This window comes from Delftia sp. 60 (genome assembly GCF_002754395.1).
Lineage (GTDB): Bacteria > Pseudomonadota > Gammaproteobacteria > Burkholderiales > Burkholderiaceae_C > Comamonas > Comamonas acidovorans.
In genome coordinates this window covers 3,752,824-3,775,719 of sequence record NZ_PEFD01000001.1, presented here as the reverse complement: position 1 = coordinate 3,775,719, position 22,896 = coordinate 3,752,824, and the positions used below count along the sequence as shown (strand labels likewise).

17 protein-coding genes and 1 pseudogene are annotated in these 22,896 nt (G+C 67.7%); 15 read left to right on the top strand and 3 right to left on the bottom strand.

Translation table 11 applies throughout. The annotated features are described in order from the left end of the window. Window positions 1–39: 39 nt before the first annotated feature. Window positions 40–1,578 carry a methyl-accepting chemotaxis protein gene (locus CLV01_RS17135; protein ID WP_099733707.1) on the bottom strand — a complete coding sequence of 513 codons (1,539 nt, stop codon included), beginning with the start codon at window positions 1,576–1,578 and terminating at the stop codon, window positions 40–42. A gap of 188 nt (window positions 1,579–1,766) precedes the next feature. Between CLV01_RS17135 and dapC the strand changes: the two genes are divergently transcribed. The 15 genes and pseudogenes from dapC (at window position 1,767) to CLV01_RS17060 (ending at window position 20,039) form a co-directional block, all read left to right on the top strand. Then, window positions 1,767–2,972: a succinyldiaminopimelate transaminase gene (gene dapC, locus CLV01_RS17130; protein ID WP_013802542.1), complete on the top strand. Its 1,206-nt coding sequence runs from the start codon at window positions 1,767–1,769 to the stop codon at window positions 2,970–2,972. Window positions 2,973–3,023: 51 nt separating this feature from the next. Then, window positions 3,024–3,848, top strand: a complete 825-nt coding sequence (gene dapD / locus CLV01_RS17125; RefSeq protein ID WP_012205450.1) for a 2,3,4,5-tetrahydropyridine-2,6-dicarboxylate N-succinyltransferase — start codon at window positions 3,024–3,026, stop codon at window positions 3,846–3,848. Between the two features lie 180 nt (window positions 3,849–4,028). Beyond that, window positions 4,029–5,198, top strand: a complete 1,170-nt coding sequence (locus tag CLV01_RS17120) for a PilT/PilU family type 4a pilus ATPase (RefSeq protein WP_012205449.1) — start codon at window positions 4,029–4,031, stop codon at window positions 5,196–5,198. A gap of 86 nt (window positions 5,199–5,284) precedes the next feature. Next, window positions 5,285–6,445 (top strand): succinyl-diaminopimelate desuccinylase, encoded by a 1,161-nt coding sequence (gene dapE / locus CLV01_RS17115; RefSeq protein WP_034393204.1) that lies wholly within the window; start codon window positions 5,285–5,287, stop codon window positions 6,443–6,445. Window positions 6,446–6,465: 20 nt separating this feature from the next. Then, a pseudogene (gene prmB, locus CLV01_RS17110) lies at window positions 6,466–7,419 on the top strand (50S ribosomal protein L3 N(5)-glutamine methyltransferase); the annotation flags it as partial. A 24-nt stretch (window positions 7,420–7,443) separates the two neighbouring features. Beyond that, window positions 7,444–8,442: a LysR family transcriptional regulator gene (locus CLV01_RS17105; protein WP_012205446.1), complete on the top strand. Its 999-nt coding sequence runs from the start codon at window positions 7,444–7,446 to the stop codon at window positions 8,440–8,442. A gap of 175 nt (window positions 8,443–8,617) precedes the next feature. After that, a complete protein-coding gene (locus CLV01_RS17100) occupies window positions 8,618–10,216 on the top strand; it encodes an AMP-binding protein (RefSeq protein WP_099733709.1) in 1,599 nt (532 codons plus the stop codon). A gap of 1 nt (window position 10,217) precedes the next feature. Further along, window positions 10,218–11,441 carry an acyl-CoA dehydrogenase family protein gene (locus tag CLV01_RS17095; RefSeq protein ID WP_099733710.1) on the top strand — a complete coding sequence of 408 codons (1,224 nt, stop codon included), beginning with the start codon at window positions 10,218–10,220 and terminating at the stop codon, window positions 11,439–11,441. A gap of 41 nt (window positions 11,442–11,482) precedes the next feature. Further along, window positions 11,483–12,502, top strand: a complete 1,020-nt coding sequence (locus CLV01_RS17090) for a tripartite tricarboxylate transporter substrate binding protein (protein ID WP_012205443.1) — start codon at window positions 11,483–11,485, stop codon at window positions 12,500–12,502. Between the two features lie 94 nt (window positions 12,503–12,596). Beyond that, window positions 12,597–14,660 carry an ABC-F family ATP-binding cassette domain-containing protein gene (locus CLV01_RS17085; protein WP_063326238.1) on the top strand — a complete coding sequence of 688 codons (2,064 nt, stop codon included), beginning with the start codon at window positions 12,597–12,599 and terminating at the stop codon, window positions 14,658–14,660. Between the two features lie 256 nt (window positions 14,661–14,916). Next, on the top strand, window positions 14,917–15,864 hold the full coding sequence (locus CLV01_RS17080) for a MurR/RpiR family transcriptional regulator (RefSeq protein WP_257221348.1): 948 nt from the start codon (window positions 14,917–14,919) through the stop codon (window positions 15,862–15,864). Then, complete coding sequence (locus tag CLV01_RS17075) at window positions 15,861–16,898, top strand: amino acid ABC transporter substrate-binding protein (RefSeq protein ID WP_099733712.1); 1,038 nt, start codon at window positions 15,861–15,863, stop codon at window positions 16,896–16,898. Before CLV01_RS17080 ends, CLV01_RS17075 begins: the two co-directional genes overlap by 4 nt. Window positions 16,899–16,918: 20 nt before the next feature. Next, window positions 16,919–17,968, top strand: a complete 1,050-nt coding sequence (locus tag CLV01_RS17070; protein ID WP_099733713.1) for an ABC transporter permease subunit — start codon at window positions 16,919–16,921, stop codon at window positions 17,966–17,968. A 17-nt stretch (window positions 17,969–17,985) separates the two neighbouring features. Further along, a complete protein-coding gene (locus CLV01_RS17065) occupies window positions 17,986–19,068 on the top strand; it encodes an amino acid ABC transporter permease (RefSeq protein ID WP_099733714.1) in 1,083 nt (360 codons plus the stop codon). Next, window positions 19,065–20,039: an isoaspartyl peptidase/L-asparaginase family protein gene (locus tag CLV01_RS17060; protein ID WP_099733715.1), complete on the top strand. Its 975-nt coding sequence runs from the start codon at window positions 19,065–19,067 to the stop codon at window positions 20,037–20,039. Before CLV01_RS17065 ends, CLV01_RS17060 begins: the two co-directional genes overlap by 4 nt. A 717-nt stretch (window positions 20,040–20,756) precedes the next feature. On the opposite strand, the gene phbB is transcribed toward CLV01_RS17060, so the two are convergent. Next, window positions 20,757–21,494, bottom strand: a complete 738-nt coding sequence (phbB, locus tag CLV01_RS17055; protein ID WP_012205436.1) for an acetoacetyl-CoA reductase — start codon at window positions 21,492–21,494, stop codon at window positions 20,757–20,759. 212 nt (window positions 21,495–21,706) lie between these two features. Further along, window positions 21,707–22,888, bottom strand: coding sequence for an acetyl-CoA C-acetyltransferase (locus CLV01_RS17050; protein ID WP_013802555.1), 1,182 nt, complete (start codon window positions 22,886–22,888; stop codon window positions 21,707–21,709). Window positions 22,889–22,896: the final 8 nt, after the last annotated feature.

Genomic DNA, 22,896 nt, shown 5'->3' with positions numbered 1-22,896 from the left:
CATAGACCGCCATAGGCACCCACGCAGGCCGTGGCAGGCCTACGCAGCCAGCGCCAGGCTCTTGTAGACCCCGCAACCCCAGTACAGCCCGCCATGCTTGCAGACGAAGGACATCTTGGTCTGTACCTGTTGCGTGGCAGGGTTTCTGAAGTCGTACTCCACCCAGCCTGGGCCGCGCTCGGCCTGGGCAATGATGTCGGCCAGCAACTGCTCACCCCGCACGCCTGGCAGCTCCTGCACGCGCACGCCCACACGCGCAGGGTTGCCGCCGAAGGCGCGGTAGCTGCCGTCGGCGGCCAGGGCGAACACGTACATATCGCGGTCATGGAAGGGCTGGCCGGGGTCGTTCACGGCGGCCAGCAGTGCCTCGGTGGCCACGCCGCGCCGCGCTAGGCCCAGGGCCGACTCGACCAGGGCCACGGCTTCCTCCGCCGTGCCCTGCTGCAGGCGAAAGCGCGACACCGCCCCTGACAGCATCTGCGCGCGCTGCTGCAGCGCGCGTGCCTGGTCCAGCGCGTGGCCCACCATCTGCGCGTTGTGCTGGGTGATCTCGTCGATCTGGTGCACGGCGCGGCTGATCTCGGCCAGGCCCGTGCTCTGGCTGCCGGTCGATTGCGAGAGCTCGCCCATGTGCTCGGCCACCTGGCGGATGCCTTCGGTCACGCGCTCCATGCCACGTCCGGCCGTGCGGATCAACTCGGTGCTGTGCTCCACCTGGGTCAAGGCATCGCCAATCAGGTGGCGAATCTCGCGCGCCGCCTCCGCCGAGCGGCCGGCCAGGGAGCGCACCTCGCTGGCCACCACAGCAAAGCCCCGGCCCTGCTCGCCAGCCCGTGCGGCCTCCACGGCGGCATTGAGCGCGAGGATATTGGTCTGGAAAGCAATGCCGTCGATCACGCCGATGATCTCCCGCATGCGCCCGGCGCTGTTCTCAATGGTCTCCACCGACTCCACGGCGCGGCCCATGGCCACCACGCCTTCATCGGCGGCGCCGCGCACGGCGCTGGCCTGGTGATGGACCACGCCCACCACATCGGCGTTGTGCTGCACGGCGCTGCTCAACTGCTCCACGCTGACCACGGTCTGGGCCAGGTTGGTGGCCTGCAGCTCGGTGCGATCGGACAGCGCCTGGTGCTCGTTCACCAATTGCTGCCCGGCCTGCGCCACCAGGGCCGCATTGCTGCGCACATCGGCCACCATGCCCGACAGCGAGGTGACCATGCCTCCCAGCAGCGCCTTGGGCGTCTGGACAGCACCGGCGCCCTCCTGCGAGGCGGCCGCCTCCACGGTCACGCGCTGGCTCAGGTCGCCCTGGGCGATGCCCTGCATGGCCTGCTGCAGCAATTCGCGCTCGCCGATCACCCGCGACCAAAGCCTGTACATGCCGCCCAGCAGCAGCCCGGCCCACAGCAGCAAGGCACCCCAAACCCAGGGCCCCAAGCCCGCCGAACCGGCCACCAGCGCCAGCGGCGGCCCCGCCAATGCCCACACGGCGCATACAAGGAAGCCGGCCCCAGGGCCGGATGTATGCTTACGATGCCTGTTTCCCACTTTTTCCATGCCAGCGCCTGCCTGCATAGCTGATTGCCTCTCTAGTCATTGGTATCTGGAATTCACCGTTCACGAAGCCCCGCCACACGAGATGGCATGGCCCCAGTCGAGACCATGCCAGAATAGGTAACAGAATGCAAAAAAGCCAGCGTGCAGACCCGCAGTCCCCTGTGACAACGGCATGCCGAAAGCGCATCAATCCATAATGCGAGCCCATGAATCCCCTGCTCTCCCGACTCCAGCCCTACCCGTTTGAGCGTCTTCGCAAACTGTTCGCCGGGGTCCAGCCACCGGCGGGCGTGCGCCCCATCAGCCTTGGCATCGGAGAGCCCCGCCATGCCACGCCGGCGTTCATCGAACAGGCACTGAGCGCCGACCTCGGCGGCCTGGCCAAGTACCCCGCCACAGCCGGCGAGCCCGCGCTGCGCGAGGCCTGCGCCCAATGGGCTCGCCAGCGCTATGGCATTGCCCTGGACGCCGCCACCCAGGTGCTGCCCGTCAACGGCTCGCGCGAGGCACTGTTTGCCTTCACCCAGGTGGTGGTGGATGCCAGCCAGGACGGCGCGCGCGTGATCTGCCCCAACCCGTTCTATCAAATCTACGAAGGCGCCACCCTGCTGGCCGGCGCCCAGCCGTACTACGCGCCCAGCGACGCCGCACGCAACTTCGCGGTGGACTGGGACAGCGTGCCCGCCGACGTGTGGGAAAAGACCCAGCTGATCTTCGTGTGCTCGCCCGGCAACCCCACGGGCGCGGTGATGCCGCTGGCCGAGTGGGAAAAGCTGTTTGCGCTGTCCGACCGCTACGGCTTCGTGATTGCCAGCGACGAGTGCTACAGCGAGATCTATTTCGACGGCACCGCCCCCCTGGGCGGCCTGGAAGCCGCACAGCGCCTGGGCCGCACGGACTACAAAAACCTGCTGATGTTCACCAGCCTGTCCAAGCGCAGCAATGTGCCTGGCCTGCGCAGCGGTTTCGTGGCGGGCGATGCGGCCCTGATCAAGGCCTTCCTGCTGTACCGCACCTACCACGGCGGTGCCATGAGCCCCGTGGTGCAGACGGCCAGCATGGCGGCCTGGGCCGACGAGGCCCATGTCGAGGAAAACCGCCGCCTGTACCGCGAGAAGTTCAACCAGGTCACGCCCGTGCTGGCGCGCGTGATGGATGTGCGCCTGCCCGACGCAAGCTTCTACCTGTGGGCCGGCATTCCCGAATCGCTGGGCCTGGACGACGCCGACTTTGCACGCGAGCTGTATGCCGCCACCGGCGTGACCGTGCTGCCCGGCAGCTACCTGGCGCGCGAGGCCAATGGCCGCAACCCCGGCGCCGGGCGCGTGCGCATGGCCCTGGTGGCCGAGACCGCAGAATGCCTGGAAGCCGCCCAGCGCATTGCACAGTTCATAGAATCGCGCCAGCGCTGAGACAGCCCTGCGCTCCCCTTTCCTCACAAACCCTTTGATCACCAAAGCCATATGACGCAACAGCTGCAATCCATCATCGACACCGCCTGGGACAACCGTGCCAGCCTCTCCCCCGCTGCCGCCCCCAAGGAAGTGACCGAGGCCGTGGACCACGTGATCGAAGCCCTGAACAACGGCCAGCTGCGCGTGGCCACGCGCGAAGGCGTGGGCCAGTGGACCGTGCACCAGTGGATCAAGAAGGCCGTGCTGCTGTCCTTCCGCCTCAAGGACAACGTGCTGATGCAGTCCGGCGACCTGAACTTCTTCGACAAGGTCCCCACCAAGTTCGCCGGCATGACCGAGGCCGAGATCGCCGCCACCGGCGTGCGCGTGGTGCCCCCGGCCGTGGCCCGCCGCGGCAGCTTCGTGGCCAAGGGCGCGATCCTGATGCCTTCCTACGTGAACATCGGCGCCTATGTGGACGAAGGCACCATGGTCGACACCTGGGCCACCGTGGGCTCCTGCGCCCAGGTCGGCAAGAACGTGCACCTGTCCGGCGGCGTGGGCCTGGGCGGCGTGCTGGAGCCGCTGCAGGCCAACCCGACCATCATCGAGGACAACTGCTTCATCGGCGCGCGTTCCGAGATCGTCGAAGGCGTGATCGTGGAAGAGAACTCCGTGATCTCCATGGGCGTGTACATCGGCCAGTCCACCCCCATCTATGACCGTGCGACCGGCGAGACCAGCTATGGCCGCGTGCCTGCCGGCTCGGTGGTGGTGTCGGGCAACCTGCCCAAGGACAACGGCCGCTACAGCATGTACGCCGCCATCATCGTCAAGAAGGTCGATGCCAAGACACGCTCCACCACGAGCCTGAACGACCTGCTGCGCGATTGATCCGCATCCGCACCGCGCCAAAGGCGTGGTTGCGGCGCCAAAACATCCCCTGTTCAGGGGATGGAGCAAGGCATACTCTCGAGGGCGTCCCCGGCCACCAGGCAGCGGACGCCCGTTTCACGTCACAAGAGCGTGCAGACGATCCAAGAACAGCGGCAGTACACGAATTTGGGGGAAAACATGGGCACGATGGAGAGGATTTTGCGCCTGATGGGCGAGAAGCAGGCGTCCGACGTCTACCTGGCGGTCAACGCGCCGGCGCTGATCAAGATCAACGGCGAATGCGTGCCCATCAACAACCAGCTGCTGCCGCCCGACGCGCCGCGCAGCCTGCTGGCCGAGATCGTGCCGGCCGAGCGCCTGCAGGAGCTGGACGAAACGGGCGAGCTCAACATGGGCGTGCCGCTGCGCGGCGTGGGGCGTTTTCGCGTCAGCGCCATGCACCAGCGCGGCAGCTGCGCCGTGGTGATCCGCTTCATCGCCCAGCACATTCCGGCCATGGACACGCTGAACCTGCCGCCCGTGCTGGGCGAGCTGATCATGCAAAAGCGCGGCCTGCTGCTGGTCGTGGGCTCCACGGGCTCGGGCAAGAGCACGACGCTGGCCTCGATGATCGATGCGCGCAACGAAAAGCTCACGGGCCACATCCTCACCATCGAGGACCCCATCGAATACCAGTTCCGCAACAAGCGCTCCATCGTCAACCAGCGCGAAGTGGGCTCGGACACGGCATCGCTGCAGATCGCGCTCAAGAATGCGCTGCGCCAGGCCCCTGACGTGATCCTGATCGGCGAAATCCGCGACCGCGAGACCATGTCCTCGGCCATGGGCTTTGCGCAGTCGGGCCACCTGTGCCTGGCCACGCTGCACGCCAACAACAGCTACCACGCGCTCAACCGCATCCTGTCCTTCTTCCCCGAGGAAATCCGTCCCACCATGCTGGGCGAGCTGTCGGCTGCACTCAAGGGCGTGATCTCCCAGCGCCTGGTGCGCACCGTGGACGGCGGCCGCATGCCGGCCGTCGAGGTCATGCTCAATACCAAGCTGATCGCCGACCTGATCGAGCGCGGCAACTTCTCGGGCGTCAAGGAGGCCATGGAAAAATCCATGGCCGAAGGCTCGCAGACCTTTGAAGAGGCGCTGGCGCAGCTGGTCCGCTCCGGCCGCATCGACCGCGCCGAAGCCCTGGCCTTCGCCGATTCGCCCACCAACCTGATGTGGCGCCTGGAAAACGACGTGGTCAAGGCCAGCCATGCCGCGCCGTCCAGCCAGTTCGCCGAACTGGCCACGCCCGGCGAGGACGACATGCCCTCGTTCACGGAAATCATGCTGGAAGTCAAGCCGAACTGATCGGCCAGCCCCGCAGCGTTCACAATGTCGGAGCACGCTGGCGGCAGCCGGCCCTCCGACTTTTTTGTTTTTTGATTCCACCCACCATGTCCCGCACCCTGCAACTGACCGAGCAGCTGATCAGCCTGCCCTCCGTCACTCCCGAAGACGCCGGCTGCCTCGAACTCCTGGCCGATGCCCTGCAGCCCATGGGCTTTGCCTGCGAGCGCATCGACAGCGGCCCCGACAGCTTTCGCGTGCGCAACCTCTGGGCCCGGCGCTCCGGGACAGGCGCCGACCGGCCCGTGCTGGTCTTTGCCGGTCATACCGACGTGGTGCCCACCGGCCCGCTGGAGCAGTGGAGCAGCCCGCCCTTCGTGCCCACGCACCGCGACGGCAAGCTGTACGGCCGCGGCGCCAGTGACATGAAGACCTCCATCGCCGCCTTCGTCGTGGCGCTGGAGGAATTCCTGGCCGAGACACCGGCCCCCTCGTTCGACATTGCCCTGCTGCTCACCAGCGACGAGGAAGGCCCCTCGGTGGACGGCACCAAGGTCGTGGTCGAGCTGCTGCGCGAGCGCGGCGAGCGCCTGGACTGGTGCATCGTCGGCGAGCCCACATCGGTGGAGCGCACGGGCGACATGATCAAGAACGGCCGCCGGGGCACCATGAGCGGGCGCCTCACGGTCAAGGGCATCCAGGGCCACATCGCCTACCCGCAGCTGGCGCGCAACCCCATCCACCAGGCCCTGCCGGCCCTGGCTGAGCTGGCCGCCACGCGCTGGGACGAGGGCAATGCCTTCTTCCCGCCCACCAGCTGGCAGATCAGCAACATGCATGGCGGCACGGGCGCATCCAACGTCATTCCCGGCCATGTGACCATCGACTTCAACTTCCGCTTCTGCACCGAGTCCACGGCCGAATCGCTGCAGCAGCGCGTGCACGCCGTGCTGGACCGCCACGGGCTGGAGTACGAGCTGGCCTGGACCATTGGCGGCCAGCCCTTCCTGACCACGCCGGGCACGCTGGTGAATGCCGTGCAGGCCGCCATCCGCGCCGAGACCGGCCTGGAGACCGAGCTGTCCACCACGGGCGGCACCAGCGACGGCCGCTTCATCGCCCAGATCTGCAGCCAGGTCGTGGAAGTGGGTCCGCCCAACGCCAGCATCCACAAGATCGACGAGCACATCGTGGTGGCCGACATCGAGCCCATCAAAAACATTTACCGCCGCACGCTCCAGGAGCTGCAGCGACAGCAGGCCGTCTGAACGCGACCAAGGAGCCGACGATGACATCCGCCCCCACCCCTGCCAATATTCCCGCCATCTCGGGCAGCACCATCGCCGACCTCGTGGCCTCCGGGGCCGCGGCGCTCACGGCGGCCGGCGTGGCCTTTGGCCACGGCACGGCCACGGCCGAAGACGAAGCGGCCTGGCTCACGCTGTGGAAGCTGGGCCTGCCGCTGGACAGCGAACTGGCGCCTGGCGCGCCCGAATCCCTGGCTGACCAGGCCGTCAGCGCCCAGCAGCAGACCGAAGTGGCCGAGCTGTTTGCAGAGCGCATCCGAACGCGCAAGCCCGCCGCCTACCTTACGCGCGAGGCCTGGCTGCAGGGCGTGCCCTTCTACGTGGACGAGCGCGCCATCGTGCCGCGCAGCTTCATTGCCGAGCTGCTGGCCGACGGCAGCATCGACGGCTGGCTGTCCGACCGCACGCGCCGCGTGCTGGACCTGTGCACGGGCAACGGCAGCCTGGCCTGCCTGGCCGCCATGGCCTGGCCCGAGGTCGAGGTCACGGGCGCCGACATCTCGGCAGACGCGCTGGCCGTGGCGCGCATCAACGTGGACCGCCATGAACTCGCCGAGCGCGTGCAGCTGCTGGAAAGCGATGGCCTGGCCGCCTTGCCCGGCCCTTGGGACCTGGTGCTGTGCAACCCGCCCTATGTGAATGCCGACAGCATGTCGCGCCTGCCCGCCGAATACCAGGCCGAGCCCGAACTGGCGCTGGCCGGCGGCGCCGACGGCATGGACTTCATCCGCCGCCTGCTGCTGGACCTGCCGTCGCGTCTGGCCAAGGAAGGCGTGGTCGTGCTGGAAATCGGCAATGAAAAGGACTTCTTCGAAGCCGCCTTCCCCGACCTGCCCGTGTTCTGGCTGGACACCAGCTCGGGCGACGAGCAGGTGCTGCTGATCACCCAGGAGGCACTGCGCGCCTGGACCGAAGGCGACATCGAGGCCCTGCGCCCCACCTACCGCCCCTGGGCTGAGATGGACCTGCGGGCGCTGCGCTACTTCATCGCGGTGCTGGAGGCGGGCAGCCTCTCGCGCGCCGCGCACTCGCTGTACGTGGCCCAGCCCGCGCTCACGGCGCAGATCAAGAAGCTGGAAGGCGAGCTGGGCGCCCAGTTGCTGGAGCGCAGCCACGCCGGCGTGACTCCCACGCCGGCCGGCGCCCAACTGTACGAGGACGCACGCCGGCTGCTGTCCGACGCCGATGCGATGCGCGAGCGCATACAGCGCCTGCCGCAGGGCCCCGAAGGCTCGGTCACCATCGCCCTGCCCTTTTTGCTGACCAGCCTGCTGGCCGGCCCCGTGATCGCCAGCCTGCGCAACAGCCACCCGCGCATACGCATCTTCGTGCTTGACGACCTCAGCCTCATGGTGCAAAAGGCCATGCTGGACCGGCGCGCAGACCTGGCCATTCTTGTGGACACGGCCAGCCTGCACGACATGCAGGTGCAGCCCATGGCCGAGGAATCCATCTACGTCTGCGGCCAGGACGTCGATGGCAGCGTGGCCCCGCTGCTGCGCCCCGCGCCGGACGGCGGCCTGCCTCACATGGACTTTGCCCACGCCTGCCAGCTGCCGCTGGTGCTGCAGTCGCGCCGCTTTTCCATCCGCCAGACCGTGGAGGCCGCGGCCGACGCACGGGACCTGCGGCTGAACATCGTCCACGAACACGATTCCGCCCGCGTCATCCGCTCGCTCTACCACTGCGGCGCAGGCTTCACCTTCACGCCCGCCTGCTCGCTGAGCGATGCGCCCGCCTGGCTGCGCGAGGAAGCCAAGGCTGCGCCCACGGCCATCCAGCACGGCTGGATCGTGGCCCAGGTCACGGCGCCCGAACTGCTGCGCCGCTACTTCCTGGCCGTGCAGGCCAACCGCAGCAGCGACCCGGCGCTGCAGGTGGTCCAGCAGGCGCTGATGGCACAGGCCCGGCAACTGATCACGGCCGGCATCTGGCAGGCACGCTGGCAGCAGGCATGACGGCATGACCGCAGGGGTCTGGCCACGGGCCATCAGCAAATACCGCAAGGGTTGATCTGGACATCAATTTTTCTGATGCGCCTGAATCACTAAACGGTATTTCCCCGCTCCAGGCCTCTTCTGGAACAGTGCATGGCACGCCGCGCAAAACGCGCGGCTTCAGCCAAGGAATGCCATGCACGAAACATCCCGGCCCACCGCAGGCCACCCCCATTCCCACTCCCTTCCCATTCCCAATGTCGGCGAACTGGTCGCGCGCAGTTGCAGGGCCCACGGCGCGCAGCCGGCCGTGACCAGCGCCGCGCGCAGCATCAGCTATGCCGAGCTGGAGCAGCGCTCCAACCGCCTGGCGAACGCCCTGCTTGCCCAGGGCCTGTCCCGTGGCGACCGCGTGGGCATCTACCTGCCCAACTGCGTGGAAATCGTGGAGATCGAGATCGCCTGCTACAAGGCAGGGCTCATCAAGGCGCCCTTCAACGCACGCCTTTCGCCGCGCGAAGTGGGCGATATCGCGGCCAACAGCGATGCCGCCGTCATCGTGACCACCGCAGCGCGCGCCGAGGCCTTCAAGCCGCACCTGCAGTCCGCCGACGTGCGCCTGCTGCTGCTGGACGGCCCCGCCGGCGAAAGCTACGAGGCCCTGCTCGCCCGCGCCAGCGACCGCTTCCAGCCCGTGGCCGTGCACGAGCACGAGGTGGCCGTGCTGCACTACACCTCGGGCTCCTCGGGCGTGCTCAAGGCCGCCATGCAGACCTTCGGCAACCGCCTGGCCCAGCTGCGCAAATTCCTGATGCGCGGCGAGGGCATGCAGGCCGGCCACGTGCTGGGACTGGTCGGTCCGGTCACGCACGCCTCGGGCATGCAGATGGTGCCGGCGCTGTGCACGGGCGCCACCATCCACTTGTTCTCAGGCTTCGAGCCGGGCGCCTTCATGGCCGAGATGCAGGCGCGGCGCGTGACCCATACCTTCATGGTGCCCACCATGATCAACATGCTGCTGGCCGAGATCGGCGGCCGCTACCGCCCCCTGCCCGACCTGCTGCGCCTGGGTTACGGCGCAGCGCCCATGGCGCCCGCACGCATCCTGCAGGCCATGGACGTGTTCGGCCCCATCCTGTCCCAGGGCTATGGCGCGGGCGAGACCACCTCCGGTGTCTGCGGCCTGACGGTGCAGGACCACCTGCAGGCGCGCGCATCGCGCCCAGAGCGGCTGGCTTCCTGCGGCCGGCCCTTCCTGGAATCCCTGGTCGAAGTGCTGGACGACGAGGGCCGCCCGGTGCCCGAGGGCGAGATCGGCGAAATCGTGGTCAGCGGCGCCGATGTCTTTGCGGGCTACTGGCGCGCGCCGGAGCTGACGGCCGAGGTGCTCAAGAACGGCCGCTACCACACGGGCGATCTGGCCCGCATGGACGAGCAGGGCTTTGTCTACATCGTGGACCGCAAGAAGGACATGGTCATCAGCGGAGGCTTCAACGTCTATCCGTCCGAGGTGGAGTCGGTGCTCTACGAACATGCCTCGGTGGCCGATGCCTGCGTGTTCGCCATCCCCGACGACAAATGGGGCGAGGCCGTGGCCGCCCACATCGTGCTCAAGCCCGGCCTGGCCGGCGACAGCGCCGCGCTGGACAGCTTCTGCGCGGAGCGCCTGGGCGGCTTCAAGCGCCCGCGCCACATCGAATTTGTGCAGCAGCTGCCCAAGAACCCCAACGGCAAGGTCATGCGCCGCGCCGTGCAGGCGCCCTACTGGGCCAACCACGCCCGCAAGGTGAACTGAGATGAACGCCAAAGACACACTCCCCGCCGCCAACGCTGCCCTGCTGGAAATGCCTTTTGAAGGCTCGGAGCGCGCAGCCGGCCTGATCGACGCGCTCAACGCCTTCATCCACGGCGAACTGGCCGACCTCGCCCGCGCGCATGGCGTGGACCATGAAAACAGCGCCTCCACCGAACTGCTGCGCCAGGTCTGGAAGCTGTCGCATGTGCGCGGCTTCTACGGCATGACCCTGCCCGAGGCCATGGGCGGCGCCGGCCTGTCCGTGCTCGACCAGGTGCTGGTCAAGGAGGCCATCTACGCCACGGGCTCGCCCTTCGCGCCCCATGTGCTGGGCGAACTCAGCGGCCCGCCGCGCATAGGCGCGCTGATCCGCAAGGCCACGCCGCTGCAGATGGAGCAGTTCATCCTGCCCGTGGCGCGCGCCGAGAAATCCATCTGCTTTGCGCTGACCGAGGCCGCGGCCGGCTCGGACGCGGGCGCGCTGGAGACGCGCGCCGTGCTGGAGGGCGACCACTACGTGCTGCACGGCCGCAAGCGCTTCATTTCGGGCTCGCCGTTTGCCGACTTCGCCGTGCTCATGGCCTCGACCGCGCCCGAGGGCAGCCCGCAGCGCGAGATCAGCGCCTTCTTCGTAGACCTGCATGCCCCGGGCGTGCAGGTGGTCAGCGGCTACAAGACCATGGCCGGTCAATCGAGCACGGGCGACATCGTGCTCGACGGCTGCCGCGTGCCCGCTGCCCAGTTGATCGGCGAGCCGGGCCGGGGCCTGGCCCTGGCGCTGGGCCGCATCACCGTCAACCGCCTGCTGCACTGCCCGGCCATGCTGGGCCTGGCCCAGGTGGCGCTGCGCGATGCGCGCGACTATGCGCTGGGGCGCCAGCAATTCGGCCGCAGCATTGCCCAGTTCCAATCCATACAGCACATGCTGGCCGACATGGCCACCGAATGGATGGCGGCGCGCGCACTGATGGTGCAGACGGCCCGCGCCATCGACGCCGGCATCGATGCGCGCGCCCAGGCCTCGATGAGCAAGCTGTTCTGCTCGGAGACGGCGTTCCGCATTGCCGACCGCGCCGTGCAGATCCATGGCGGCGAAGGCATCGTCCAGGGCCGGCGCGTGGAATTCCTGTTCCGCATGCTGCGCATGTACCGCGTGCTCACGGGCACCAGCGAGATACAGCGCAACACCATCGCCAAGGAACTGCTGGAGCGGGCCGGCGCCTGAGGCTGGCCGGCATGAAAGCGAAAAGACAAGGAGACAACGCCATGCAAGACAATCCATCCCAAAGGCCGGACCGACGCCGATTCCTGCGCGCTGCGGGCGCCGCATCGCTTGCCGCAGGCCTGCCCTGGGCCACCACAGCCGCCACAGCCACCACACACGACAGCGCCTGGCCCACGCGCCCCATCAAATGGGTGGTGCCCTACCTGGCCGGCACCAGCCCCGACACGGCCGCGCGCATCGTGGCCGAGGCGCTGTCGGCCCAGTTGGGCCAGCCCGTGGTGATAGACAACCGCGCCGGCGCAGGCGGCAACATCGGCGCACGCCAGGTGGCCAAGGCGCCGGCGGACGGCTACACCCTGCTGTATTCGGGCTCGCCCATGGCCGCCGCCATGCGCATGTACAAAAGCCCGGGCTACGACGTGTTCAAGGACTTCCGCCATGTGCTGGGCATGTCGCGCTCGGACATCCTGGTCGTCGTGCATGCCGACTCTGGCATGCGCACGCTGGACGACTTGGCCGCGCGTGCCAAGGCCAGGCCGGGGGCGCTGGACTATGCCTCGGGCGGCGTGGGCACGCCATCGCACCTGGGCGTGGAGATGCTGGCCTCCAGCATGGGCCTGCAGGTCAACCATGTGCCCTACAAGGGCGCGTCCGAGCTGGTCAATGCCGTGCTGGGCCAGCAGGTGGCCTTCGGCGCCCCGCTGTTTTCCGTGGCCTATCCCCAGGTGCTGGCCGGCAAGCTGGTGCCGCTGGCCATTGCCGGCCCGCAGCGCAACGCCAAGCTGCCCCAGGTGCAGACCCTGGCCGAGCTGGGCGTGCCCAATGTCAACCTCACGTCCTGGGGCGGCGTGTCCGTGCCGGCCGCCACGCCCGAGCCCATCGTCCAGCGGCTGCGCACGGCGCTGGAGGAAGTGCTCAGGCAGCCCAGGGTCATCGCCTTGCTGGAGCAGGAAGGCGGCAAGGTCGCCATCACCAGCGCCGACGCCTATGCCAAGGGCTTCGAGCGCGAGATCCAGTTCACCCAGTCCATGATGCAGCGCGTGGGCATACAGCCGATCTAGGGCTTGGTACCAGGGCTTTGCACCGTGGCCGGGCACGGGCATGGCGGGCGGCAATCCTGCCCTGGCGCAATCGCTGGGATAATCCTGCCCATTCATGATCAGCCTTCGCAACATTACCCTGCGCCGCGGCACCCGCGTGCTGCTGGACAGCACCTCCGTCTCCATCAACCCCGGTGAAAAAGTCGGCCTTGTCGGACGCAATGGCGCCGGCAAGTCCAGCCTGTTCGCCCTGCTCAACGGCAGCCTGGCCGAGGACGGTGGAGAGTTCTCCATCCCTTCGCAATGGCGCCTGGGCCAGGTCGCGCAGAACATGCCCGAGACCTCGGAGACGGCCACCCAGTTCGTGCTGGACGGCGACACCCGCCTGAGCGAGCTCAACGCCCAGCTCGCGGCCGCCGAGGCCAGCGAGGACGGCATGGCCATCGCCCACGCCCACGTGGACCTGGCCGATGCCGGCGCGCACGACGCCGTGCCGCGCGCCCAGGCCCTTATCCTGGGCCTGGGCTTCAAGGTCTCCGAGCTGGAGCACCCCGTCAACAGCTTCTCCGGCGGCTGGCGCATGCGCCTGCAGCTGGCGCGCGCGCTGATGTGCCCCTCCGACCTGCTGCTGCTGGACGAGCCCACCAACCACTTGGACCTGGACGCCCTGGTCTGGCTGGAAGCCTGGCTCAAGCGCTACCCCGGCACCCTGGTCGTGATCAGCCATGACCGCGAATTCCTGGACGCCATCACCAACACCACGCTGCACATAGAAAACGCGCAGGTCACGCGCTATGGCGGCAACTACAGCAAGTTCGAGGAACTGCGCGCCCAGCAGATCCTGCTGCAACAGGCCTCGTTCGAGCGCCAGCAGGACAAGATCGCCCACCTGCAGAAGTTCATCGACCGCTTCAAGGCCAAGGCCTCCAAGGCCAAGCAGGCGCAAAGCCGCGTCAAGCAGATCGAGCGCATGGAAAAGGTCGCACCCATGCTGGCCAGCGCCGATTTCACCTTCGAGTTCAAGCCGCCGGCCAACCTGCCCAACCCCATGCTGGCGATCACGGACGCCGCATTCGGCTACCTGGACGACGAAGGCCAGGCGACCACCATCCTGCGCGGCGTCAACCGCTCGGTGCTGGCGGGCCAGCGCATCGGCATCCTGGGCGCCAACGGTCAGGGCAAGTCCACCCTGGTCAAGACCATTGCGCGCGAGATGAAGGCCCTGGCCGGCACCGTGACCGAAGGCAAGGGCCTGAACATCGGCTACTTCGCCCAGCAGGAACTGGACGTGCTGCGCCCCGGCGAGAACCCGATGGAGCACATGATCCGCCTGGCACGGGACACCGGCGCCACCGGCCCGCAGGCCCGCGAACAGGACCTGCGCAGCTACCTGGGTACGTTCAACTTCAGCGGCGACATGGTCAAGCAGGCCGTGGGCAGCATGAGCGGCGGCGAAAAGGCCCGCCTGGTGCTGGCCATGATCGTCTGGCAGCGCCCCAACCTGCTGCTGCTGGACGAGCCCACCAACCACCTGGACCTGGCCACGCGCGAGGCCCTGGCCATGGCCATCAACGACTTCGACGGCACCGTCATGCTGGTCAGCCACGACCGCGCGCTGCTGCGCTCGGTCTGCGAGGACTTCTGGCTGGTCGGCCGTGGCGTGGTCGGCCCCTTCGACGGCGACCTGGACGACTACCAGCGCTACCTGCTGGAAGAATCCCGCCGCCTGCGCGAAGAGGCCCGCAAGGCCGAACAGGCAGCTGCTGCCACCAGCAAGGCGGCAGCGCAGGTGGAGCCCGCAGCACATGCAGCACCTGCAGTGCAGGCCCCCGTGGCTGCTGCGCTGGCCCCGGCCCCCGCTGCCCCGTCCACGCCTCCGGCCGCCAGTGCCGGAGACCAGCGCGAGCAACGGCGCCTGGCGGCCCTGGCCCGCCAGCAGATGGCCGAAAAGACCCGGCCGTTCAAGAAGGAACTGGAACAGCTGGACAAGCGCCTGCCCCAGCTGCAGGCCGAGCGCACGCGGCTCGAGGGCCTGCTGAGCCAGCCCATCTCGCCCGCCGACATGGCCGAGACGGGCCGCAGCCTCAAGGCCTGCAACGACGAGATCGACAGCCTGGAAGAGCGCTGGCTGGAACTGAGCGAGCAGATCGAGCAGCTGTCGGCCGCGATTTCCGACTGATTCCAGTCGTTCTCGAAAATCAGGCGGTCCCATGGGACCGCCTGCCACAAGCGTCGTCCCGCGTGAAGACGGCGCGCCACTTCGGCTCCGCCCAAGTGCGCCCCTGAGGCCTCGCCCTCCCCCACTCCCCTCACGCCCCCGCACTTCCCCGCAGCCAGCGGAACGCATGGATCGTTTGATTCAGGGTTTCTCCTGAATGAAAGATTTCATTCTTAAAAAATAATGAATGAAAGAGACCATTCACTTTCATTCATTCATGGAACTCCACCCCCACCCCGCCGTACAGGAACTGCTGCGCGCCAGCGTCGATGGCTCGCCCGCCGTCGCCCGGGTCGGCCGCTGGATGGCCGCGCATCCGGTGCTGGCCGTCACGTTGAGCGCCGAGGAAGTGGCCAATGCCTGCGGCGGCTCCCTGGCCGCCGTCAATCGCTTCGCCAAGCATGCCGGCTACGAAGGCTTTGCCGATTTGCGCCTGCACCTGGGCCGCCAGCTGCAGCAGGCCCTGGAGCCCGTGAACAAGCTGCGCGCGGCGCATGGGCCCGAAGCCGCCACGGCAGGCGCCGTGGGCACCATGGGCGAGCAGGCTTTCGGGCACACGCAGCGCAACCTGCAGGCGGCTGCGCAGGCCTGCGACCCCGGCCTGCTCGACCAACTGGCCCAGCGCATCTGCCGCGCACGCCGTGTGCTCTTCATGGGGTTCGGCAGCTCCCACCATGTGGCGGCCTTTGGCGCCGACGTGCTGCAACCCTATCTGCAGCAGGTGGTGGAAGTGACCTCCGCAGGCGGATCGGAACAGGCGGTACGCCGCATGACAGGGCTGACGGAGCAGGACGTGCTGATCGCCATTTCCCTGCCGCGCTACTCGCGCGAAGCCGTCGCGCTGACGGGGCACGCACGCCAGCGGGGCGCCCTGACCATCGCCATCACCGACGAGGCCACGAGTCCGCTGGCCCGCGAGGCCGACTACACGCTGCTGGCGCCCGCCTCGCATCCCCTGCTGCCTTCATCGCCAATGGCGGCCATGGCCATGGTCGAGGCACTGGCCACCCAGGTCATCCGCGCCACGCCCCAGGCCGTGCGCAGCCTGGTCGAACTGTCCGAGTCGGTGCTTCCCTACCTGACTCCGGACGCCGATACCGCTTCGCCGGCGGCAGGCAAGCCGCAACCCCAGGCCCCTCATCCCGCTGGAAAGGATTCACCATGAACACCCCTGCCCGTCTGCGCCTTGCGCTTGCATCGATCGCCGCCCTCCTCACACTCGCTGCCGCGCCCGCCCACGCCGGCAAGACACTGGACGGCATCAAGCAGCGCGGCGCCGTGGCCTGCGGCGTGCACACGGGGCGCGCAGGCTTTGCGCTCGCCGACGGCAGCGGCAACTGGTCCGGGCTGGACGTGGATCTGTGCCGTGCCGTGGCTGCAGCCACCCTGGGCGACGCCAGCAAGGTCAAGTTCATTCCCACCAGCGGCCAGACACGCATCACGGCGCTGCAGTCCGGCGAGATCGATCTGCTGGCACGCAACACCACCTGGACCTTCACGCGCGACAACGGCCTGGGCCTGATGTGGGCGGGCATCAATTTCCACGACGGCCAGGGCTTCATGGCCAGGAAGAAGCCCGGCCTGAACAGCGTCAAGCAGCTCTCTGGCGCCACCATCTGCGTGATCAGCGGATCCACCACGGAAAAGACCCTGTCGGAGTACTTTCGCGCCCACAAGCTCAACTACAAGGCGGTGGTGTTCGACAACCCCGAAGCCGCCCTGCAGGCCTTCAGCAGCGGACGCTGCCAGGCCTATACAGGCGACCTCGGCGCCCTGGCCGTGCTGCGCGGCAAGGAGCTGGCCAACCCCGACGACTACGTGATCCTGCCCGAAGTCATCTCCAAGGAGCCGGCGGGCCCGGCCGTGCGCCGCGGTGACGACGAATGGTTCGCCGTCGTGCGCTGGACACTCAACGCCATGATCGAGGCCGAGGAACTGGGCATCACCCAGGCCAATGCCGACGAGCTCAAGACCCGCTCCGACAGCATCCAGGTCAAGCGTTTCCTGGGCCAGAGCGACGACCTGGGCAAGCAGCTGGGGCTGGACAAGGAATGGGCGCTGCGCATCGTCAAGGCCGTGGGCAACTATGGCGAGAGCTATGAGCGCAACCTGGGCGCCAGGTCCGGATTGAACGTGCCGCGCGGCAAGAACGCGCTGTTCACCAAGGGCGGCCTGATGATGTCGCCGCCGATGAACTGACGCGCCGAAGGCACCCTGCCATGAACGCCGCGAACGCCGTGAATGCTGCGAAAGCCGTGAATGCCATCGACGCCGGGGCACGGCAGCCGCCGGCCCCCACCCGGCCACGCTGGGGCCGGCTGACCTTGCAGCTCGCCATCGGCTGGCTGCTGATATTGCTGCTGGGCTGGCTGGCGCACAACGCCAGCCGCAACATGGCCGCGCGCGGCATTGCCGGGGGCTTCGGCTTTCTGGAGCAGACGGCCGGCTTTTCCATCTCCGAAGGGCTGCTGCCCTACGAGCCCGGCGACAGCTACCTGCGTGCGGTCGCAGCCGGCGTGGCCAACACGGTGCGCGCCGCCGTGCCCGCGCTCGTGCTGGCCACCGTGCTGGGCCTGCTGCTGGGCGTGGCCGCCGTGGCAAGGCATCCGCTGCTGCGCGGCGCCGTGCGCCTTTATGTCGATGTGGCGCGCAACATCCCGTTGCTGGTGCAGGTGCTGCTGTGGTATTTCGCGCTGACTTCGCTGCTGCCCGACGTGGACCGCCCTCTGGCCATCGGCCCCCTGGGCTTTCTGAGCAAGGCGGGGCTGGCCCTGCCCGGCCCGGTCTACGACAGCGCGGCGGGCTGGCACTGGAGCTCGCCGCAGCCGGGCATATTCGGCATCGACGGAGGACTGGCACTGACGCCGGAATTCCTGGCCCTGGTGGGAGCCCTGGGCCTGTATGCCGCCGCCTATTGCGCTGAAATCGTGCGCGCCGGTCTGCAGGCCGTGCCTCGCGGGCAATGGAATGCCGCCTCGGCCCTGGGCATGCGCCGCGGCCAGCAGTTGCGCCTGATCGTGCTGCCGCAGGCCCTGCGGGTGATCATTCCCCCCTATACCAACCTGGCGCTCAGCACCATCAAGAACTCCTCGCTGGCCGTGGCCATCGGCTACCCCGACGTGGTGATGGTCGCCAACACCGCCATGAGCCAGACCGGCCAGGCCATCGAGTGCGTGACCATCATCGCGGTGGTCTACCTGGCCATCAACCTGCTGACCTCGCTGGCTTTGAATGCCTTCAACCAGCGCAGTGCCTTCACCACACGCTAGCCGGGAAAGACCTGCCCATGAGTGCCGTACTCCGCGCACCGGCCCTGCCGGTGGCCCCGCCCCGGGTTCCGCTGGCACAGCGCCTGCGCGCCAGCCTGTTTCCGGATGCGCTCTCCGGGCTCATCACCGCCACGCTGCTGCTGGCCGCGCTGTGGGCGGGCTGGAAGCTGCTGGCCTGGGGCCTGCTCCACGCCGAAACCGCTGCCAACCCCGACACATGCCGCGCTGCGGCCGGCGCCTGCTGGGGCGTGGTGCGCGACAAGTACCGTCTGGTGTTCCTGGGGCGCTACCCCATGGCCGAACAGTGGCGCCCCGTCGCCGCCAGCCTGCTGCTGCTGGGCAGCGTGGGGGTGGCGGCACTGCCGCGCTTCTTCGGCCGCGCCGGCATGGCAATGCTGCTGGCCGGGTTGACCGGCTTTGGCGTGCTGATGGCGGGCGGTGTGGCCGGCCTGGCACCCGTGCCCAGCGATCTGTGGGGTGGCCTGCCGCTGACCCTGTTCCTTGCCGTGATCGCCTGCCTGGCCGGCGTTCCGCTGGGCATTCTGCTGGCGCTGGGCCGGCGCTCCAGCCTGCCTTTGCTGCGCGTGCTCTGCACGTTGTTCATCGAAGCGGTGCGCGGTGTGCCCCTTATCACACTGCTGTTCTTCGGGGCCTTCGTGCTGCCCATTCTGGTGCCCGCGCAATGGCGGGTGGACCCCATGGTCCGCATCGCCATCTGCCTGGCGGCCTTCAGCGCCGCCTATCTGGCCGAGGTGTTTCGCGGCGGGCTGCAGGCCGTGCCCCAGGGCCAGGTCATGGCGGCCCAGGCCATGGGCTTCACCAGGGTGCAGGTGTTGCGCCACGTGGTCCTGCCGCAGGCACTGCGCGTGACCATCGCGCCCACGGTGAGCAACTTCATCGGCGCGGTGAAGGACACCTCCCTGGTGGCGATCGTGAATATCTACGACATCACCGGCTCCCTGAAGATGGCCATGAGCGACCCCCACTGGATTGCGTACTTCGTGGAGATGTACATGGTGGTCTGTGCCGTCTACCTGCTCATCGGCCTGGGCATCGCCCGCTATGGCCGCTTCCTGGAATCGCGCTACGCACTCCAATGAACATGTCCCAGAACTCCCGAAAATTTTCCATTGCCGTGCACGGCGGCGCAGGCACCGTCATCCAGGGCCAGGCCGACGAGGCCCCCTACCACGCCGCCCTGGCCCAGGCGCTGGAGGCGGGCGCCGCCCTGCTGCGGCGCGGCGCCAGCGCGCTGGACGCCGTTCAGGCCGCGTGCCAGTCCCTGGAAGACTGCCCGCTGTTCAATGCCGGGCGCGGCTCCGTGTACACGCGCGACGCGCGCCACGAGATGGACGCCGGCCTGATGGACGGCAGCAACCTGCGGGCCGGCGCAGTCGCCTCCGTCAGCCAGGTGCGCAATCCGATTGCGCTGGCGCGGCATGTTCTTGACGACGGCCAGTGCGTGCTCCTGGTCGGCGAAGGGGCGCAACGGTTTGCCGATGAACGCGGGCTGGCGCGGATGGATGCAGGCTACTTCGACTCTGCCGAGCGCCTGGCACAGCTGCGCCGGGTGCAGGCGCAATCCGGCCAGACCGCGCTGCTGGACCACGACGCCAGCGGACTGGTGGCGCACCCGGCTCCGCTGAACGAGAACGGCAAGATGGGCACGGTCGGCGCCGTGGCGCGCGATGTGCATGGCAACCTGGCCGCCGCGGCATCCACCGGCGGGCTGACCAACAAGCGCCCCGGGCGCGTGGGCGACACGCCCGTGGTGGGCGCAGGTTTCTACGCCGACAGCACCACCTGCGCCGTGGCGGCCACCGGAACCGGCGAGCATTTCCTTCGCGCAGCCATCGCGCACGACATCCATGCGCGCATGCGCTACCTGGGGCAAAGCCTGGAACTCGCAGCCGACGCCGCAGTGCGGGGCACGCTGACACACATCGGTGGCCAGGGCGGCGTGGTGGCCGTGGACAGCCAGGGACGCGTGCACTGCCCCTTCAACAGCGCCGGCATGTACCGCGGCTACATCGTGGACGACGCGCCTGCCGTGACCCTGATTTTTGCCTGATGGACGTTTTCGCCCCGGGTTGACCTGTGCCCACGCATTGCGGGCAACGAGGCGTAACAGCATCGGCATCGGCCCACTACACCCGTAAGCCTCTGTCAGGAAACGGATTTTTTCTCACCGCGCCAGAAATCTGTCTTCAAACTGACAGATCACCACCTCCGGGCTTGCAATTGCTTGCGTCCTGGGGCAATCCCTGAGTCAACCTGCAGCCACTTGCCCGCGTTGAGCACGCAACAAAGGAGTGATTGCACATGACCGACATCTTTTCCCACACCGCCCTGCAGACCCGCTTTGCAGCCGCTGCGCTGGCCCAAGCTGTCTGGCCATGGGATGACCGTGACCGCAAGCGCGGCCCCCGCAACGCCTGAAAACCGGGTCACAAAAAAGTTTCGACTTCCTTCGAAAATTTTTTAAAAACCTGTCAACCAGCTGAATCTGGCCCGCGTTAAGAGAGCAATACAGGAGAAAGTTTCCATGCAAACGACTGCCATCATGTCCATCTGGCCCGAAGACGAACGCGATCGCAAGCGCTGAGGCGCTGGCTGGCGCACACGGTGCCCCAGTCTCTGACACCACCGGTCTGACGGCCTTCCGTGCAGACCCCCTCTTCCACAGAACCCGCTTCAGCGGGTTTTGTCATTTCTGGGACATTTGCAGCGGGGCTGCCCAACAAAAAAGGAGCCCGGAGGCTCCTTTGCAGCGCGAACCCTTGCAGGTTCAATGCATGTGCAGGCCACCGTTGACCGAAAAATCGGCGCCGGTGGAGTAGCCGCCTTCCTCCGAAGCCAGCCAGGCGATGATCGATGCGATCTCGCTGGGCTCGCCCAGGCGCTTGACGGGGATGGTGCCCACGATCTTCTCCAGCACGTCGGGACGGATGGCCTTGACCATGTCGGTGCCGATGTAGCCGGGGCTCACGGTGTTCACGGTCACGCCCTTAGTGGCCATCTCCTGCGCCAGCGCCATGGTGAAGCCGTGCATGCCCGCCTTGGCGGCCGAGTAATTGGTCTGCCCGGCCTGGCCCTTGGCGCCATTGACCGAGCTGATGTTGATGATGCGGCCCCAGCCCTTTTCCACCATGTCGCCCACGACCTGCTTGGTCACGTTGAACATGGAGTTGAGGTTGGTCTCGATGACGGCCTGCCAGTCTTCCGGCGTCATCTTGATGAACATGCGGTCACGCGTGATGCCGGCATTGTTGACCAGCACATCGATGCTGCCGTGCTCGGCCTTGGTCTTGCTGAAGGCCTCGACGGTGGAAGCCCAGTCGCCCACATTGCCGACCGATGCATGGAAGTTGTATCCCAGCGCCTTTTGCTCGTCCAGCCACTTCTGGAAGTCGCGCGACGGACCGCAACCTGCGATGACCTTGAAGCCTTCCTTGTGCAGACGCTGGCAGATAGCCGTTCCGATGCCTCCCATTCCCCCTGTGACATACGCTACTTTTTGAGCCATTCTTCTCTCCTGTCAATCAATGGTTGCTTCAGATCAATCTATCCACGACAACCGGGGCATTGACTCCGGTTATCACCAAGGGTGCCTGAACCTCTGGGTCCGGCACCCCCGTATGGCTAGTATGCAGCGCGTGCGCTGCGCCTCTCTTCGGGCAGGCCCTAGGCAGGCCTAGGATCTACCCTGAAAGCTTGCTAACGTTTTCCCTGAGCCCTTCAGACGCGCTCCACCGCCATGGCCACGCCCATGCCGCCGCCGATGCACAGGCCGGCCAGGCCCTTCTTGGCGCCGCTGCGCTGCATCTCGTGCAGCAGGGTCACCAGGATGCGGGCGCCCGATGCGCCGATGGGGTGGCCGATGGCAATGGCGCCGCCGTTGACGTTGACCTTGGCCGGGTCGATGCCCAGCTCCTGGTTCACCGCACAGGCCTGGGCCGCGAAGGCTTCGTTCAGCTCGAACAGGTCCACGTCCTGCGCGGTCCAGCCTGCACGCTCCAGCGCCTTGCGCGAGGCGAACACCGGGCCCAGGCCCATGGTGGCGGGGTCCAGGCCGCTGGTGGCGTAGGAGACGATGCGCGCCAGCGGCGTCAGGCCCAGGGCCTTGGCCTTGGAGGCGCTCATCACCACCACGGCGGCCGCGCCATCGTTCAGGCCCGAGGCGTTGCCGGCCGTCACCGAGCCGGCCTTGTCGAAGGCCGGGCGCAGGCCTGCCAGGGCGTCGGCATTGGTCTTGCGGTTGATGTACTCATCGGCCGCGAACACCACGGGATCGCCCTTGCGCTGGGGAATGCTGACGGGAACGATTTCGTCCACGAACTTGCCTGCGTCCTGTGCGGCCGTGGCCTTTTGCTGGCTGGCCAGGGCCAGGGCATCCTGCTGCTCGCGGCTGACGCTCTTTTCCTTGGCCACGTTCTCGGCCGTGATACCCATGTGGTACTGGTTGTAGACGTCCCACAGGCCGTCCACGATCATGGTGTCGGCCATCTTCCAGTCGCCCATGCGCTGGCCGTCGCGCGAGCCCGGCAGCACGTGGGGCGACAGGCTCATGTTCTCCTGGCCGCCGGCCACGACGATCTCGCTGTCGCCCGTGGCAACGGCCTGGGCTGCCAGCATCACGGCCTTCAGGCCCGAGCCGCAGACGGCGTTGATGGTGAGGGCCGGGGTTTCCTTGGCAACGCCGGCCTTCATCATGGCCTGGCGTGCGGGGTTCTGGCCTGCGCCAGCGGCCAGCACCTGGCCCATGATGACTTCACCGACCTGGTCGGTGCCGACCTTGGCGCGGTTCAGTGCCTCGCGGATCACGATGGAGCCCAGTTCGGTGGCGGGGATCTTTGCAAGGGTGCCGCCAAACTTGCCAACGGCAGTACGGACAGCGGAAACGATGACGATGTCTTCCATGATGACGG